The organism is Streptomyces sp. NPDC026575 (assembly GCF_055567415.1).
Genome location: NZ_JBVHQM010000028.1, coordinates 60,875 through 75,571, shown reverse-complemented (window position 1 = coordinate 75,571; position 14,697 = coordinate 60,875). Strand labels below are relative to the sequence as shown.

Sequence of the window (14,697 nt, the reverse complement as noted above, 5' to 3'; positions counted from 1 at the left end):
CCGTCGCACGCCGTCCACTGGAGATGCGCATGTCCCAGCGCTCCGCCCCCTCAGCCTCGCGATCAGGACTCCCGCTCTATCTGGCCATCGCCTTCCTCGCCCGCGTTGCGGACGAAGGGACGTCCGTGGCGGTGGCCCTGATGGCGCTGCAACGCGCCGGAAGCGCGTCCCAGGGCGCGTTCGTCCTCACCGCCTGGATGGCGCCGCATGTCGTCGCCGCCCCCTTGGTGGGTGCCCTCGTCACCCGGGCCCGGCGCCCCCGGCTGTGCTACCTCGGCGCGCTGGGCGGCTTCGCCGCGGCCGTCGCCGCGCTGTCGTTGCTCGTCGGGCGCGCTCCCGCCCCGGTGACGCTCGCCGTCGCCCTGGCCGGTGGCGCCTGCGGGCCGGTCGTCTCCGGCGGGCTGTCCAGCCTGATCGCCGCGCTGCTGCCCGCGGGAGCAGGCCGGGACCGCGCCTACGCGCTCGACGCCGCGGCCTACAGCGCCGCGTCGGTGGCCGGTCCCGCGGCGGTCGGCGCGCTGGCCGCCGTGGCGTCCCCCGCCGCCGCGACGATGTTCCTCGGTGGTGCGGCGGCCGTCGCGGCCGTGCTGGCCACCGGTCTGCCGTACGGCCGGACCCGGCACGACACAGCAGCCGCGTCGGCCGGCACGCTCCGCGCCGACCTGGCGGCGGGGCTGCGGGCGGTGCGGCACCTCCGTGAACTGCGCGCGATCACCGCGGGAACCTCTCTGGCCTTCGTCGGAATCGGCGCCCTGCCCACCACCGCGGTGCTGCTCGCCGGCCACCGTGGCCACCCGGAAGCCGGCGGTGCCCTGATGACCGCGTTCGCCATCGGGGCGCTGCTCGGATCGCTGGCGGTGGCCAGGTGGCGGCCGCCCCTGCCGGATCAACGGCTCGTCACGCTCGCCCTGTGCGGCACCGGCCTCGCACTCGCCGCCGCAGCACTCATCACCTCGCCCACCGCCGAAGCCGCGCTGTTCGTCCTGGCGGGGCTGTGCGACGGTCCGCTGCTGACCGCGACCTTCCGCATCCGGGCGGCGCACGCCCCACCGGGCGCCCGGGCACAGGTCTTCACCCTGGGGGCGGGCCTCAAGATCACCGCGGCGGCCTGCGGGGCCGGCCTGGTCGGTGCGGCCGCGGCGGTGCCGCCGCCCCTGTTGCTGCTCGCCGTCGCCGCCGTCCAACTGGGCGCCGCGCTCCTCTACACGCTCGTCCGCCCGCGGACCGGCGCACCCGGCGGCTCCCCGGACACGGCGAAGGGGACCGGCACCAGGCCGGTCCCCTCCACAAGCCGCTGAGCCACCGCCGGCTCAGCGCGCGGGCCGCGCGGGAAACCCTCTCCCGCGCGGCCCGCTCACACTCAGCTGCAGCCGCTGGTCGAGCCGCAGCCCTCACACAGGTAGCAGCTGCCGGCCCGCTGCATCTTCGTGCCGCAGGAGAAGCACAGCGGTGCGTCGGCGTTGATGCCCAGCTGCATCTCGACCAGTTCGGCGTTGGTGTGCGCCTGCTTGGGAGCCGGGGCGGCCTCCTCGACGCTCTTCGCCACCGGGGCCGGGTCCAGCTGGCGCGGCGCCGACTGGGCCAGGCCCTCGACGTCGACCTCGTCGTCGGCCGGCTCGTACGAACCGGTCTCCAGGTGGCGGGTGCGCTCCTCGACGGAGTGGATGCCGAGCGCCGAGCGGGTCTCGAACGGCAGGAAGTCCAGCGCCAGGCGGCGGAAGATGTAGTCGACGATCGACTGGGCCATCCGCACGTCCGGGTCATCGGTCATACCGGCCGGCTCGAACCGCATGTTGGTGAACTTCGAGACGTAGGTCTCCAGCGGGACGCCGTACTGCAGGCCCACCGACACGGCGATGGAGAAGGCGTCCATCATGCCCGCGAGGGTCGACCCCTGCTTGGACATCTTCAGGAAGACCTCACCGAGACCGTCGTCCGGGTAGGAGTTGGCGGTCATGTAGCCCTCGGCGCCGCCGACCGTGAAGGAGGTGGTGATGCCGGGACGGCCCTTGGGGAGGCGCTTGCGGACCGGGCGGTACTCGACGACCTTCTTCTCGGCGACCGGCTCGACCTCGGCCTTCTTCTCCTCCTCCTTCTTCTTGGCGGAGAGCGGCTGGCCGACCTTGCAGTTGTCTCGGTAGATCGCCAGCGCCTTCAGGCCGAGCTTCCAGCCCTGGAAGTAGACGTCCTCGATCTCCTCGACGGTGGCCGACTCCGGGACGTTGACCGTCTTGGAGATCGCACCGGACAGGAAGGGCTGCGCCGCGGCCATCATGCGGACATGGCCCATCGGGGAGATGGCGCGCTCGCCCATGGCGCAGTCGAAGACCTCGTAGTGCGCGGGCTTCAGGCCGGGGGCGTCGACGACATTGCCGTGGTCGGCGATGTGGGCGACGATCGCCTCGACCTGCTCGGGCTGGTAGCCGAGCCGCTTGAGCGCCTTGGGGACCGTGTTGTTCACGATCTGCATGGAGCCGCCGCCGACCAGCTTCTTGAACTTGACCAGGGCCAGGTCCGGCTCGACGCCCGTGGTGTCGCAGTCCATCATCAGGCCGATGGTGCCGGTCGGCGCGAGCACGGAGGCCTGCGCGTTGCGGAAGCCGTTCTTCTCGCCCAGGCGCAGCACGTCCTGCCATGCCTCGGTCGCCGCGGCCCACACCGGGGTGTCCAGGTCGTCCATGCGCACCGCGGTGCCGTTGGCGTCGGAGTGCTGCTTCATGACGCGCTTGTGGGCGTCGGCGTTGCGGGCGTAGCCGTCGTACGGGCCGACGACCGCGGCCAGTTCGGCGGAGCGCTTGTACGAGGTGCCGGTCATCAGGGAGGTGATGGCACCGGCCAGCGCGCGGCCGCCGTCGGAGTCGTAGGCGTGGCCGGTGGCCATCAGCAGGGCGCCGAGGTTGGCGTAGCCGATGCCCAGCTGGCGGTAGGCCCGGGTGGTCTCGCCGATCTTCTCGGTGGGGAAGTCGGCGAAGCAGATGGAGATGTCCATCGCGGTGATGACCAGCTCGACGACCTTGGCGAAGCGCTCGGCGTCGAAGGACTGGTTGCCCAGGTCGTCGTCGCGCAGGAACTTCAGGAGGTTGAGCGAGGCGAGGTTGCACGAGGAGTTGTCCAGGTGCATGTACTCGCTGCAGGGGTTGGACGCGGTGATGCGGCCGGTCTCCGGCGAGGTGTGCCAGTGGTTGATGGTGTCGTCGTACTGGATGCCGGGGTCGGCGCAGGCCCAGGCGGCCTCGGCCATCTTGCGGAAGAGGCCCTTGGCGTCGACCTCCTCGATGACCTCACCGGTCAGCCGGCCGCGCAGGCCGAACTTCGAGCCGGTCTCGACGGCCTTCATGAACTCGTCGTTGACCCGGACCGAGTTGTTGGCGTTCTGGTACTGGACGGACGTGATGTCGTCACCGCCCAGGTCCATGTCGAAGCCCGCGTCGCGCAGCGCGCGGATCTTCTCCTCCTCCTTCACCTTGGTCTCGATGAAGGCCTCGACGTCCGGGTGGTCGACGTCCAGGACGACCATCTTCGCCGCGCGGCGGGTGGCGCCGCCCGACTTGATCGTTCCGGCGGACGCGTCGGCGCCGCGCATGAAGGAGACCGGGCCGGAGGCGTTGCCACCGGAGGAGAGCAGCTCCTTGGAGGAGCGGATGCGGGAGAGGTTCAGGCCGGCGCCGGAGCCGCCCTTGAAGATCATCCCCTCTTCCTTGTACCAGTCCAGGATCGACTCCATGGAGTCGTCCACGGAGAGGATGAAGCAGGCGCTGACCTGCTGCGGCTGCTTGGTGCCGACGTTGAACCACACCGGCGAGTTGAAGCTGAAGACCTGGTGCAGCAGGGCGTACGCCAGCTCGTGCTCGAAGATCTCGGCGTCCGCCGGGGAGGCGAAGTAGCCGTGCTCCTCGCCGCCCTTGCGGTACGTCTTGACCACACGGTCGATGAGCTGCTTGAGGCTCGCCTCGCGGGTCGGGGAGCCCACCGCGCCACGGAAGTACTTGCTTGTGACGATGTTGACCGCGTTCACCGACCAGAAGTCGGGGAACTCGACGCCACGCTGCTCGAAGTTCACCGAGCCGTCGCGCCAGTTGGTCATGACGACGTCACGGCGCGCCCACTCCACCTCGTCGTACGGATGCACGCCGGGGGTGGTGTGGATGCGCTCGATACGCAGACCCTTGCTCGCCTTGCTGCCCTTGGCGCGGGAGCCTCGTGCCGGGCCGCTCGTCGTCTCTGTCATTCCGCCTCCCTGTATACGGGCAAACGCCCATATGTGCGCACGCATTCCGTGGCACGGTGTGTGTCTTGCTGGTACCGGGACGCCCTGCTCTCGCCCCGATACGGATCCTGGATGTGCGCCGAGCTCAGTCGGCGGCGGTGGCGGGCACGGGGACGGCCGGGCCGCCGGCCTTCCCGTCGGTCCCGCATTCCTGCCCGGGCGGTCCCTGCTCGCGCTGCTCCCGCAGCTCGGCGATGGCCGCCTCGAAGTCCTCAAGCGAGTCGAACGCCCGGTAGACGGACGCGAAGCGCAGGTACGCGACGAGGTCGAGTTCCTGCAGCGGGCCCAGTATGGCGAGCCCGACGTCATGGGTGGACAGCTCGGCGCTGCCGGTGGCGCGCACCGCCTCCTCGACCCGCTGGCCGAGCTTGGCGAGGGCGTCCTCGGTGACCGGGCGGCCCTGGCACGCCTTGCGCACTCCCGCGATGACCTTGTTGCGGCTGAAGGGCTCGGTGACCCCGCTCCGCTTGATCACCATCAGCGATGCCGTCTCGATGGTCGTGAAACGGCGGGAGCAGTCGGGGCACTGGCGGCGCCGGCGGATCGCCGTCCCGTCGTCGGTGGTGCGGCTGTCGACGACCCGGCTGTCTGGGTGCCTGCAGAAGGGGCAGTGCATGGCTCCACCCTCCTCACCCTCGCTATACGGACGTACGTACGCCATCGATCCCGGCGCACGACGAATAACCTCCGCCGGTCCGCAAGGGCCCTTCGGAGCGGTCTCCAGCATAGGCGATACCGGGGGCCCCGAAGGACCAGGCACCACAACTTCTGGGCGACCGCACGCATCCAACCACTAGATGTGGTGCCGGGCCGCTTACATCCGCCTACCGCGTGTCGCGATGGAGGCGGGCCGGGCGGTCGCCCACGAGGGTACGGGAAGCCACCCGGGCGGCGGCGCGGCGGGGCGGGGATGGAAGAATCGGCCCCGGTTGCGGCGCCCGGCTCGGCGCACACCTCCGAGCGTCGGCACCCCGGCTCTGGGGCCGATCGGGAGTCGCGGCGGAAGCGAACGCCGGAGCCCCGAATTGCCATTCGGCTATACACCCAGCGACTTGATCGGGTCAGCCAATCGGTGAATATTTCACTCGAACGTGTGTTTGGCGCAACCTTTCGAAAGCAACTACCGTTGGCTAACTAGGGAGAACATTTCGAGAGGGGCCGACGTGACCACCACCGCAGACAGCGCGACCATCACCGCACAAAGCCACTCCCAGAGCCGGTTCGAGCATCAGCAGAAGGCACAGCGGCCGCCGATGGACGACGCCACGTTGGACTCCGAAGAGCAGAAGCCCGCCCGCTCGCTGCCCGGACGGCCACCAGGGATCCGGGCCGACAGCTCGGGGCTCACGGACCGCCAGCGCAGGGTGATCGAGGTGATCAGGGATTCGGTGCAGCGGCGCGGGTACCCGCCGTCGATGCGCGAGATCGGCCAGGCCGTCGGGCTCTCCAGCACCTCGTCCGTCGCCCACCAGCTCATGGCGCTCGAACGCAAGGGCTTCCTGCGGCGCGACCCGCACCGCCCCCGGGCCTACGAGGTCCGCGGCTCCGACCAGCCCACGACGGCGGCGACGGAGACCGCGGGCAAGCCCGCCGCGTCATATGTCCCACTGGTCGGCCGGATCGCCGCCGGTGGCCCGATCCTCGCGGAGGAGTCGGTCGAGGATGTGTTCCCGCTCCCCCGCCAGCTCGTCGGCGACGGTGAACTGTTCGTGCTGAAGGTCGTCGGCGACTCCATGATCGAGGCCGCCATCTGCGACGGCGACTGGGTCACCGTCCGCCGTCAGCCGGTCGCCGAGAACGGCGACATCGTGGCCGCCATGCTGGACGGCGAGGCCACCGTCAAGCGCTTCAAGCGCGAGGACGGCCATGTGTGGCTGCTGCCGCACAACGCCGCGTACCAACCGATCCCCGGCGACGAGGCGACCATCCTCGGCAAGGTGGTGGCCGTACTCCGGCGGGTCTGACCCAGCCCTCACGACCGGGCCCCGGGACCACTGCGCCGGTCTCGGGGCCCGCTGTTTTTGCGCCTGAGCCGGCGCCGCTCCCACGGAAGTGGTTGCTGCCCGGTGGGGGCTGCCCACTTCATGGTTGCGGTACCGGCGCCCGCGGCCTCATGCCTGGCTCTCCGCCGCCTTCGCCGCCGCGTCGATCGCCGCCAGCGAGCGCCGGACCTGGTTGCGGTCGGTGGTGTACCAGAAGTCCGGCATGGACCTGCGCAGGAAGGAGCCGTAGCGGGCCCGCTCGACGCGGGGGTCCAGCACGGCGACCACACCGCGGTCTCCGGTGGCGCGCACGAGGCGTCCGGCGCCCTGAGCCATCAGCAGCGCCGCATGCGTGGCCGCGACGGCCATGAAGCCATTGCCGCCCCCCTCCTCCACGGCCTTCTGGCGGGCGCTCATCAGTGGGTCGTCGGGACGCGGGAACGGCACCCGGTCCATCACCACCAGCTGGCAGTTCGCCCCCGGCACATCGACGCCCTGCCACAGGGAGAGGGTGCCGAACAGGCACGTACGGGCATCGGCGGCGAAGGTGCGGATCAGCTCGCCCAGGGTCTCCTCGCCCTGGAGCAGGATCGGCATGTCCAGGCGGCCGCGCAGCTCCTCGGCGGCGGCCTGGGCGGCGCGCATGGAGGAGAACAGGCCGAGCGTGCGGCCGCCGGCCGCCTCGATCAGCTCGGCGAGCTCGTCGAGCATGTCGGTGCGGCTGCCCTCGCGGCCGGGCTGGGCCAGATGCTTGGCGACGTAGAGGATGCCCTGCTTCGAGTAGTCGAAGGGGGAGCCGACATCCAGGCCCTTCCACGGGGGGACGTCCTCCCCTTCGATGCCCTCGGGGGACAACCCCAGGGAGGCCGCGACGCCGTTGAAGTCGCCGCCGAGCTTGAGGGTGGCGGAGGTCAGGACCACCGAGCGGTCCTCGAAGAGCTTCTCGCGCAGCAGGCCGGAGACCGACAGGGGCGCCACCCTCAGGGACGCGCCGAAGCGGTCATGGCGCTCGTACCAGACCACGTCGTACTCGGAGCCGTTGGCGATCCGCTCGGCCACGGCGTGGACGTTCTCCACGGCGGCCAGGGCCTGCTTGCGGACGGCGTCCTCGTCCTGGACCGACTTGTCGCGGGTCGAGCCGAGCGCCGAGACGACCGTACGGGCGGCGTCCCGCAGCGCCATCAGGCAGTAGCCGAGGTCCTCGGGGATCTCCTCCAGGCGGCCGGGCAGCGCCAGCTCCATGAGCCGCTCGAAGGTCTCGGCCGCGGTCTGGAGCTGGTCGGCGGCCTTTTCGTTGACGAGCTTGGCGGCCCGGCGCACGGCGCGGTTGACCTGGCCGGGGGTGAGCTCGCCGGTGGCGACGCCGGTGACCCGGGAGACCAGCTCATGGGCCTCGTCGATGATCAGGACCTCATGCTGCGGGAGGACCGGCGCGCCCTCGATCGCGTCGATGGCGAGCAGCGCGTGGTTGGTGATCACGACATCGGCGAGCTTGGCACGCTCCCTCGCGGCCTCGGCGAAGCACTCCGCGCCATAGGCGCACTTCGACGCGCCCAGGCACTCCCGGGAGGAGACCGAGACCTGCCCCCAGGCGCGGTCCGAGACGCCCGGGGTCAGGGCGTCTCGGTCGCCGGTCTCGGTCTCGTCCGCCCAGTCGCGCAGCCGCAGCAGGTCCTTGCCGAGCTTGCTGGTCGGCGTCGCCTGCTCGAACACGTCGAAGAGGCCGTCCTCCTCTTCCTGCGGGGCGCCCTCATGGAGGCGGTGCAGACACAGGTAGTTGGAGCGGCCCTTGAGCATGGCGAACTCCGGGCGGCGGCGCAGCAGCGGATGCAGCGCGTCGACCGTCCGCGGAAGATCGCGCTCCACCAGCTGGCGCTGCAGCGCGAGGGTGGCCGTGGCGACCACGACTCTCTCGCCGTGGGCGAGCGCCGGCACCAGATAGCCGAGGGACTTTCCGGTGCCGGTGCCGGCCTGGACGAGGAGGTGGGCCGCATCGTCCACGGCCTCGGCGACGGCCTCGGCCATCGCCACCTGGCCGGGGCGCTCGGTGCCGCCGACGGCGGTGACGGCGGCGTGCAGCAGATCGGGGAGGGAGGGCTTCGTCATAGCGTGGCAAGCCTACGCGGGACCACTGACAGCCGGTCCGGTCACGGGGCGTGCAGGGGGTTGGGGACGGTGCCGTGGACGGCGGCGTGCGGGCGGTCGTGGCGGTCGCGGTAACCGTCCACATGCAGACGGTTGCGGTTCAGGCAGAGCCGCTCGATCCGCGGGGTGAGCAGGTCGAACGTCTCGTGCCGCTCCTTCAGGCCGGGGAAGCGCTCGTGGTGGCGCAGGATCTCCGCCCGTACGAGTGACCAGAACTCGGCCTCGGGAACGTCCAGTTGGTCCTCGCACAGCGGCGCCAGGTAGCGGAAGACGCCGACGAACAGGCCGGAGTGGATGAACTGGGTGAGGAAGGCGGGCGGTTCGGTCAGCAGCACCGTGCGGACGTCGTCCGGCATGGAGTCGTGCTCCGGCAGCGGCTGGGAGCTGGTGTTGACGTCGTCGACGAAGTCCTTGACCGCGAGGCGGGTGGGGACGTCGTGCTCGTCGAAGACCACGATGGCGTTCTCGCCGTGCGGGGAGAACACCGTCCCGTACTGGTAGAGGAAGTGCAGCAGGGGCGGCAGCAGCGCGGCGAAGAGCCGGCCGAGCCACTCGCGCGCGGGCAGCCCCGAGCGGTGCACCAGCTCCGCGGTCAGCGCGCGCCCACGGGGATCGGTCTGCAGCAGCGCGGCCAGGGTGCGGGCGCGCTCGCCCGGGTCGAGGTAGCCGCTGATCGGCTCGCGCCAGATGCAGCCCAGCAACTCCTTGAACTGGTACGGGACGCCGGGCAGCCGGTCGTAGAGCGGGTGCTCGACGGTGACGGAGGCGGTCTCGCCCAGCAGGATCACCCGGGTCTCGTCGCTGAGGTAGGGGTCGGCGTCGCGCAGTCCGTGGACCCAGCGGGTGACGGCCGGCGCGGCGAGGGTGCGCTCGGTGGGCAGACCGCGCCAGACGAGGGTGTTGAGGATGGACAGCGGCAGTTTGACCGTGCGGGCCTCGGGCCGGCTGATGTTGAGGAAGGTGCGGATCGACTGCTGCGGCAGGCGGAGGTCGTTGTCAGTGGGCAGCGCGATGATGGATCTGTCGGCGAGTTGCGGGGCGAAGAGCGGGGCGATGGTCTCGTCCCACTGCCAGGGGTGCACGGGGAGATAGAGGTAGTCGGCGGGGTCCTGGCCCTGGTCGGCGATGGCGCGGGCGAAGGCGTGACGGGTGGCGGGGGTCAGCTCCTCGCCGTAGAGGCGATCGGGGGTGGCGAGCGTGGGGATACCGCGGTAGTGGGCGAGGCGGTGGTGCGCGGCGAGCCAGGGCAGGCGCTGGGCGGTGCGGGCTTCCGGGGCCCAGGTCGCCGCGTCGGTGGCGGAGAAGCCGAGCCGTCCCTTGTTCGCGACGAGCCAGGGGTGGCCGGTCTGGTGGCCTTCGAGGGCGGCGTAGTCGAGGTCGGCGAGTTCGGCGGCGCTGAGGGCGGTGGCGTCGAGGCGGGTGTCGGCGGCGAGGGTGGCGGTCAGCTCGCGGATGAGGTGGCCGGTGGTGTCGCCGGACAGGCCCAGGACGGTGTCGTGGGCGTGGCTGAGGAAGTGGAACGGGTCGGTTTCCGGGGTGATCGAGTGGGGGTCGACGCGCCAGTGCCCGTAGGCGCCCCGGCGGGCGCGGAAGCGGTAGACCAGCTCGTCGGTGACCGGCAGGCGGTATTGCGGGGTGCCGTCCGGGGCGGCGCCGTCGGGCTCGGGGGTGAGGACTTCCTCGTACGCGAACTCGGCCAGGATCTTGGCGAACAGTCGACGCGCGGCGTGCTGCCAGGCGCTGTGCGAAGGCTGGGGCTCAGGCGGCAAGACGGGACTCCTCGAAGCGGGACCGCTCCGGCACGTACGGGGGACAACCGGGGCGGCGCGGTGGACGGCGGACCGGATCGGGAACGGCGGTGGACGGCCCCGGGGTCAGTGCAGGTGGCGGTGGCCGCGGTCGCGGATCATCAACGCCGCACGTTTCCCGGGCAGTTCGAGTTCTTCGGAATAGCGGAAGCCTCCGGTCAGGAATGCCGCGACGGAGGCGGTGTTGCGCAGATCGGGCTCGGCGACGACCCGCGTGCACTGCGGGCGGCGGTCGAGTACGAGGTCGGCGGTGGCGCGCAGCAGGGTGCCGCCCAGGCCGCGGCCGCGGTCGGCGCCGCTGCCGATGAGCAGATGGATCCCGGTGTCGTGGGGAAGGGCCGGGTAGTGGGAGGCCAGGGGGTCCAGGTCGGCGCGGTAGATCTCCCAGTAGCTCATCGGGACGCCGGCCAGCACACCGAGGCAGGGCACGCTGCGGCCGTCGCCGTCGAGCTGGCCGCGCAGATGGGCGGCGGTGGTCCCGGGCGGGCCGGCCAGCTCCCAGAAGGCCGCGACTGCCGGATCGTTCATCCAGCCGGTGATCCGGTCGAGGTCGCGGGCCGGCCGGACGGGGACGAGCTCGAACGGCCCGGCGGTGGTGTCGGCCGGTCCCCAGCCCGCCAGGTCGTCCAGCAGCTGGCCGGTGCCCGGGAGGCCGGAGGGTGTCGGGCGGCGGTGTCCCCCGGCGGGCCACGCGCGAAAGTCCGGCGGGAGCCGGCGGTCCTGTGTGTCGTCGGAGCTGGAGCTGAGGCCGGATTCGGTGGGTGGCACGGCGACGCTCTCCTCTCGTGGCCGGCTCCCGCGGGGCCTTGTGGGTCACGGGAGGCCGGCGCCGGGGGCTCGTGGGGTGACGTGGCTGCGGCGGGCTGGGGTGGGCGGCTAGGAGGCCAGGGGGTTGGGCAGGGTGACGTAGACGGACTGGGTCTCGACCGGGCCGACGAGTTCGTCGAGCCCGTGCAGGCGGGTCGCGAGGTTGGCCTTGCAGCGCAGGGTGCGGGCGGACAGCAGCTGGCCGGGGAGCCGGGAGCGGTGCGCGCGGGGAGCGGCGGCGGCACTGTCGAGGAACCGCCGGAAGGCGGCCAGCAGGATCTCCTCGCGGACCAGGCGCTGGGCGCCGAAGGCCCCGATGAGGCCGAGGACGTTGTTGATGCCCAGGTAGTAGGCGAAGCGCTCGTCGGTGACCTCGTCGGCGACGAAGGTGTCGCTGGCCGCGCCGATGCCGGGCAGCCGTCGCTCCAGCTCGGCGCGGCGGGAGGCGCGGAAGTAGTAGCCCTGGTTGTCGCGGTAGCGGCCGCCGACCGGCCAGCCGTCGGGGTCGAGCAGCACCAGGGTGTTCTGCTGGTGGGCCTCCAGGGCGACGCCGGCCGTGCCGTCGAGCCACAGCAGGGGCCGGACGACCGCTTCGAGGTAGCGCAGGAACCACTCGGTGGCGACGGCGCCCAGGGCGCGGCCGGTGCGGGCGGCGAGCGTGCCGACGAGGTCTTCGAGGCGGGAGCGGGTGCCCGCGTGGCCGGGCCAGGGCCGGGGAGAGGTGAGTCCGGCGATGCACACCGCGTCGTCGGTGGTGCTGAAGGGGTTGTGGCGGATGACGGCGTCGAGGCCCTGGACGGGTTCGCCGTCGGGACCGTCGACGGCGAGATAGGCCGGGTCGCGGACGATGTCGAAGCCGGGATGGGCGGCCTGCCACTGCTCGGCGAGGCCGGTGCGCAGCAGCCGGTGCACCTCTACCCCGCGGATGAGTTCCTTGCGGAGGTTCTCCCGGCGGGAGTTGGTGATGCGCAGCCCGAGGGAGAGCTTGAGCATGGCGTCCGCGCCGGAGCGGTAGACGGTGCGGACGGAGGAGGTGGGGTACCAGCGGGGGCCGTGGATGCCGAGGTCGCGCAGCAGACCGGCGTCGCGGAGTGCGGCGATGTCGGCGCGGTCGGCGAGTTCCCTGGCCTGCCAGGGGTGCAGTGGCAGCGGCACGGTCCCGTCGGGCAGGTCCAGGCCGGCTCCCGCGAGGCGCGCGGCGAGCTGCTCGGCGGGCACGGGCTTGCCGCGTTCGGTCCAGGCGGAGTCGGTGGCGACGGCGGAGCGGTGCACGGCCATCCAGTGCAGCGGGAAGGCGCCGCGCAGTTCGGGCGAGAAGGCGCGGGTCTCGGCGTCGGAGAGGCCCTCGCGGCTCTTGGGGGTGGGGTGCAGGGGGTGGCCGAAGAGCAGGGACTGCTCGGCTTCGAGGAAGAGGTCGCCCCGGTCGTCGGCGGGCCGGGCGCGCCGGTCGGCGAGGAAGACGGCCACGTTGCGTACGGAGTTGGCGACCCGTCCGACGAGTTCGGTGCCGTCGCCGTCCGGTGTCTGCGGCTGCTCGGGCTCCGCCTCCGGCCGTGCGCCGTCCGCCACGCGGTGCTCGCCGCCGTCCGAGGCCCGCCGGTCGCCGCCGTGCGCGGCCTCCCGGCGCAGCAGCGCGGCGAGGGTGACGGCGTCCAGCGGGGCGGCGCCGGCCGGGGCGCCTTCGAGGGTGGGCGCACCCAGGCGGTGCCAGCCGGTGGGTGACCAGTAGCGGACGGGGATGTGCAGGGCGCTGGCGGCGGCCCGCAGGGGGATCCGCAGGCGGCCGCCGGCCGGGCGCGGGGTGCCGTTCTCGCGGAGCCAGCAGCGCAGGAGGTGCTCGATGCCGGCGGCGTCGGCGGCGACCGCCGGCTCCGGGTGGTCGAGGGGGTCGTGGTCGACGTGCCCGGCCCGCTCGTGGCGGCCGGGCGCGCCGGGCCCGGCGGCCTGGCAGGGGTCCTCGTGGGTCTGCTGGTGGCAGTTGTCGCCGGGGGTGCGTCGCTGCTGGCGCGGTACGGACTCCAGCGTGCCGGCGCTGTGGTGCCGGTCGGGGATCCGCTCGGCGGGCTGGGTGTTGTCGGGGCCGGGGCGTTCGTTCATGCGGAGGTGCCTCGCAGTGTCGTGGGGGACGAGCCCGTCGGCCCGGGGGTGGTGCGGACGGCCGCAAGGACGGCGTCGGCGAGGCGGTCGAGGATCGCGTCCGCCTGTTCGTCGGTGATGGTCAGGGGTGGCAGCAGCCTGACGACGGCGGAGTGCCGGCCGCCCAGTTCGACGATCAGGCCGCGGTTCAGGCAGGCGCGCTGGACGGCGGCGGCGAGTTCGGGGGCGGCCGGGCGGGCGCCGGTGGCATCGGCGTCCGCCTCCGGGTCGACGAGTTCGACGCCGAGCATCAGTCCGCGTCCGCGGACGTCGCCGATGCAGTCGTGGGCGTCGGCCAGGGTGCGGAGCCGGGCGAGCATCCGGGCGCCGAGTGCGGCGGCGCGATCGGCGAGGCCGTTGGCGCGGACGTAGGCGAGGGTGGCGGCTCCGGCGGCCATGGCGAGCTGGTTGCCGCGGAAGGTGCCGGCGTGCGCGCCGGGCTGCCAGGCGTCGAGCTCCTCCCGGTAGACGATCACGGCGAGCGGCAGGCTGCCGCCGATCGCCTTCGACAGCACGATCACGTCCGGCACGATGCCGCTGTGCTCGATCGCCCAGAAGGTGCCGGTGCGGCCGACGCCGGTCTGCACCTCGTCCACGATCAGCGGGATCCGCCGGTCGGCGGTCAGCTCCCGCATCCGCCGCAGCCAGCTGTCCGGGGCGGGGATCACTCCGCCCTCCCCCTGGACGGGTTCCAGGATCATCCCGGCCGGCCGGGGCACCCCGCTCTTGTGGTCGTCGAGCAGGTTCTGGGTCCAGCGCGCGGCGAGTTCGGCGCCGCGCTCGCCGCCGGTCTGGAAGGGGCAGCGGTAGTCGTAGGGGTAGGGCAGCCGGACCACGCTGGTGTGCTGCGCTCCCCCGGAGGCGGCGAGCGCCTCGGCGGTCATGCCGTGGTAGGCGCCGGAGAACGCCATCAGGCCGTCCCGGCCGGTCGCGGTGCGGACGAGTTTGAAGGCGGCCTCGACGGCGTCCGTGCCGGCCGGGCCGCAGAACTGGATGCGGGCGTTTTCGGCCAGTTCGGCGGGCAGCGTGGCGAAGAGCTCGGTGGTGAAGGCGTCCTTGACGGGCGTGGCCAGGTCGAGGATGTGCAGCGGCGCGCCGGAGTCGAGGACCGTGCGGATCGCTTCGAGCACCACCGGGTGGTTGTGGCCGAGCGCCAGGGTTCCGGCGCCGGAGAGGCAGTCGAGGTATCTCCGGCCGTCGGCGCCCTCGATGGTCAACCCGCGGGCGCGCACCGGGACGATGGGCAGCGAGCGTGCGTAGGTGCGGGCAGCGGACTCACGCAGGGACTGCCGGCGCAGGATCCCCTCGTGGGCCGACGGCGCGGCCGCCGGCACGGTGTCGGTCAACGCCACGGCAGTTGTGTCCTCCTGCTTGGTGAGCTGCTGAACAGCGTCCGGGTCCTGCGGGCGGGCCGGCTGTCCCCCGTACGTACCAACGACGGTGACGACGCCGGATCACGGTCGCGAACAAGATCCTTGACGGCCGGGAACCGAGACCCCGAGTACCGCCGTCTCCATCGTCACCGGCATAGTGGGGTGTTGCGCCGAGATCT

General features: G+C 72.4%; 9 protein-coding genes. 2 read left to right on the top strand and 7 right to left on the bottom strand.

Annotated features, from left to right (window positions below; genetic code table 11):
* The first annotated feature begins 29 nt into the window (after positions 1-29).
* Positions 30-1,298, top strand: a complete 1,269-nt coding sequence (locus tag ACZ4NB_RS31030) for an MFS transporter (protein WP_467666363.1) — start codon at positions 30-32, stop codon at positions 1,296-1,298.
* A 62-nt stretch (positions 1,299-1,360) separates the two neighbouring features.
* Here the strand turns inward: ACZ4NB_RS31030 and ACZ4NB_RS31025 are convergent, their stop codons facing one another.
* Positions 1,361-4,228 (bottom strand): vitamin B12-dependent ribonucleotide reductase, encoded by a 2,868-nt coding sequence (locus ACZ4NB_RS31025; protein WP_467666362.1) that lies wholly within the window; start codon positions 4,226-4,228, stop codon positions 1,361-1,363.
* 124 nt (positions 4,229-4,352) lie between these two features.
* On the bottom strand, positions 4,353-4,883 hold the full coding sequence (nrdR, locus tag ACZ4NB_RS31020) for a transcriptional regulator NrdR (protein WP_384434346.1): 531 nt from the start codon (positions 4,881-4,883) through the stop codon (positions 4,353-4,355).
* Positions 4,884-5,430: 547 nt separating this feature from the next.
* On the opposite strand from nrdR, the gene lexA reads away from it, so the two are divergent.
* Positions 5,431-6,231, top strand: a complete 801-nt coding sequence (gene lexA / locus ACZ4NB_RS31015) for a transcriptional repressor LexA (RefSeq protein WP_393496662.1) — start codon at positions 5,431-5,433, stop codon at positions 6,229-6,231.
* Positions 6,232-6,378: 147 nt separating this feature from the next.
* Here lexA and ACZ4NB_RS31010 read toward each other — a convergent pair whose 3' ends face one another.
* The 5 genes from ACZ4NB_RS31010 to ACZ4NB_RS30990 all read right to left on the bottom strand — a co-directional run bounded on the left by ACZ4NB_RS31010 (position 6,379) and on the right by ACZ4NB_RS30990 (position 14,497).
* Positions 6,379-8,355, bottom strand: coding sequence for an ATP-dependent DNA helicase (locus ACZ4NB_RS31010; RefSeq protein ID WP_467666361.1), 1,977 nt, complete (start codon positions 8,353-8,355; stop codon positions 6,379-6,381).
* 41 nt (positions 8,356-8,396) lie between these two features.
* Entirely contained in the window at positions 8,397-10,163 is a 1,767-nt protein-coding gene (locus ACZ4NB_RS31005; RefSeq protein ID WP_467666360.1) for an IucA/IucC family protein, read from the bottom strand.
* Positions 10,164-10,268: 105 nt separating this feature from the next.
* On the bottom strand, positions 10,269-10,970 hold the full coding sequence (locus ACZ4NB_RS31000) for a GNAT family N-acetyltransferase (protein WP_467666359.1): 702 nt from the start codon (positions 10,968-10,970) through the stop codon (positions 10,269-10,271).
* A gap of 108 nt (positions 10,971-11,078) precedes the next feature.
* Positions 11,079-13,106, bottom strand: a complete 2,028-nt coding sequence (locus ACZ4NB_RS30995; protein WP_467666358.1) for an IucA/IucC family protein — start codon at positions 13,104-13,106, stop codon at positions 11,079-11,081.
* A complete protein-coding gene (locus ACZ4NB_RS30990) occupies positions 13,103-14,497 on the bottom strand; it encodes a diaminobutyrate--2-oxoglutarate transaminase family protein (protein ID WP_467666357.1) in 1,395 nt (464 codons plus the stop codon). Before ACZ4NB_RS30990 ends, ACZ4NB_RS30995 begins: the two co-directional genes overlap by 4 nt.
* Positions 14,498-14,697 lie beyond the last annotated feature (200 nt).